Annotated in this window: 1 protein-coding gene; it reads left to right on the forward strand. The window is 68.4% G+C overall.

What is annotated here, in order from left to right:
* Window positions 1-106: 106 nt before the first annotated feature.
* Window positions 107-3,067: non-ribosomal peptide synthetase (locus tag AZG88_RS27060; protein ID WP_331712301.1), on the forward strand; the 2,961-nt coding region annotated here is incomplete at its 3' end.

The following is a 3,067-nucleotide window of genomic DNA, read 5'->3' on the forward strand; positions in this document are numbered from 1 at the left end:
GCCGTCGGCGATCGTGGTGTTGGATTCGTTGCCGCTGACTCCGGCGGGGAAGCTGGACCGCAACGCCCTGCCCGCACCGGTATTCGCCGCACGCTCGGCCGACATCGTGCGCCCGAGAACGGTCACGGAGGAGATCCTCCTCGGGATCTTCCGCGACGTCCTCGGCCTACCCGAACTGGGCGTCGACACCAGCTTCTTCGAACTCGGCGGCAACTCCCTGATGGCCACCCAGGTCGTGTCCCGCGTGAACGCCGCCCTCAGTGTGCGGATCGGGGTCCGGGACCTGTTCCAGTCGCCGTCGGTGTCGCAGCTAGCGGTCGCGGTGGCGAACACGAGCCCACAATCCGACCCGCGTCCGGTGCTCGAAGCACGGGACCGCCCCGCCTGCGTGCCCCTCTCCGTTGCGCAGCAACGGATGTGGTTCCTCAACCAGTTCGACACGACCTCGGCCGCCTACAACCTGCCGATCGCCCTGCGGCTCACCGGAGATCTCGACCGGGAAGCCCTGCGAGCGGCGCTCGGCGATGTCCAGGAACGGCACGAAGCGCTGCGCACCGTCTACCCCGACACCCCTGACGGACCCCACCAGCTGATCCTGCCCGCCGCGAGCGTGCTGGCCGACACGGCTCCGATCGATGTCGACGCCGAGTCGCTCACCGCCACGGTGACGGCACTCGGCGGTGCCGGATTCGACCTCAGCGCCGACATACCGCTGCGCGCCGGACTGTTCCGGGAGGCGCCCGACCGGCACGTTCTCGTCCTCGTGGTTCATCACATCGCCGCCGACGGCTGGTCGATGACACCGCTGGCCGCCGACGTGATGGTCGCGTACGCGGCGCGCGCCGCCGGTCACGCACCCACCTGGGCGCCGCTCCCGGTGCAGTACGCCGACTACAGCCTCTGGCAGCGGGACCTACTGGGTTCGGAGGACGACCCGAACAGCCTGTCCGCCAGGCAGATCGCCCACTGGCAGGCGGCGATCGCCGGTCTGCCGCAGCTGATCGAGCTGCCCACCGACCGGACACGGCCCGCCGAGATGTCCCACCGGGGCGGGCGTGTCGAGTTCACGATCCCGGCCGACGTGCACGGGCGTCTCGTCGATCTCGCACAGAGCACCGGCACGACGCCGTTCATGGTGACGCACGCCGCGCTGGCGGTGCTGCTCCGCCGTCTCGGCGCCGGATCGGACATCGTGATCGGGACCCCCGTCGCGGGACGCGGCGAGGAGGCGCTCGACCACCTCGTCGGCATGTTCGTCAACACCCTCGTGCTCCGCACCACCGTCGACCCCGGCGACACGTTCGGTGACGTACTCGCCCGCACCCGCGACGCCGACCTCGCCGCGTTCCAGCACGGCGACGTCCCGTTCGAGCGCCTCGTGGAGGTGCTCGGCCCCGCCCGGTCGTCGGCACACCACCCGCTGTTCCAGGTGATGCTTACCTTCCAAAACACGGCGAACACCCGGGTGGAACTCGACGGACTCGAGGTCGAGGCCGCCGAGATCGACGTCCACGTGGCGAAGTTCGACCTTCAACTCACCGTCGTCGAGCAGTTCGACTCCGCCGGCGCCCCCGCCGGGCTGGCCGTGCAACTGTCCTATGCGACAGACCTGTTCGACGAGGACACCGCCGTGTCGATCGGAGAACGGTTCGGCCGGCTCCTCGACGTGGTCGTCGACAACCCACCGATCGTGGTCGGCGATATCGACCTGCTCGACGCGGACGAGCGGTCCGCCCTCACGGCGGCCAACGCAACGCACCACCCCGTGCCGGCGGACACCCTGGTGTCGTTGTTCGCTGCCCAGGCCGCCGCCACTCCCGACGCCGTTGCGCTGGTATTCGAGGACCGGTGGCTGACCTACGCCGAATTCGACCAGCGCACCGACCGCCTCGCCCGCTACCTGATCAGAAGCGGTGTGGGACCGGAGTCCGTCGTCGCGGTCGGGATGCGGCGATCGATCGATCTGCTCGTCGCCATCTACGCGATCGTGAAGGCGGGAGCCGCGTACCTGCCGATCGATCCCGATCACCCCGCCGAGCGCACGGCATACGCGCTCGACACCGCCCAGCCGGTGTGCGTGCTGACGCGCGCCGCCGACGACACCACCTTCACCACCGCGGCACCGGTGGTGAACATCGACACCCTCGACCTCCCCGACGAGGACTCGGCACCGATCTCCACCGCGCTCACCACCGACAACACGGCGTACGTGATCTTCACGTCCGGGTCGACGGGCCGGCCGAAGGGGGTCGCCGTCACCCATGGTGCGATCGTGAACCGCCTGCTGTGGATGCAGCACGAATACCGGCTGACTTCGGACGACGCGGTGATTCAGAAGACTCCGGTGACGTTCGACGTGTCGGTGTGGGAGCTGTTCTGGCCGCTGCAGGTCGGTGCCACGCTGGTGATCGCCGCACCGGACGGACACCGCGATCCGCGGTACCTGACAGGGCTGATACAGGAACGTCACGTGACGACCACCCACTTCGTGCCGTCGATGTTGTCGGTGTTCACTGCCGAACCTGCTGCGGTGGTGTGTGATTCGTTGCGGTTGGTGTTCTGTTCGGGGGAGGCGTTGACGCCGGAGCAGGTGTTGCGGTTCCGGGCGGTCAGTGGTGCCGATCTGCACAATTTGTATGGTCCGACGGAGGCCGCGGTCGATGTCACGTTCTGGGAGACCGGTGCGGCGGATGTCCATTCGGTGCCGATCGGGCGTCCGGTGTGGAACACGCAGTTGCATGTGCTCGATTCGCGGTTGCATCCGGTGCCGTACGGGGTGGCGGGGGAGTTGTATCTGGCGGGGGATCAGCTGGCGCGGGGGTATCTGGATCGTCCGGATCTGTCGGCGGATCGGTTCGTGGCGAACCCGTATGTGGTTGGTGGGCGGATGTATCGGACGGGGGATCTGGTGCGTCGCCGCCGTGATGGGGTTGTGGAGTATGTGGGGCGTACCGATTTCCAGGTGAAGTTGCGGGGGCAGCGGATCGAGTTGGGGGAGGTCGAGACGGCGCTGGAGACGCATCCGGATGTGATGCAGGCGGTCGTGGTGGTGCACCGCGACGACCGC

It is taken from the genome of Rhodococcus sp. LB1 (genome assembly GCF_001583455.1).
Lineage (GTDB): Bacteria > Actinomycetota > Actinomycetes > Mycobacteriales > Mycobacteriaceae > Rhodococcus_F > Rhodococcus_F opacus.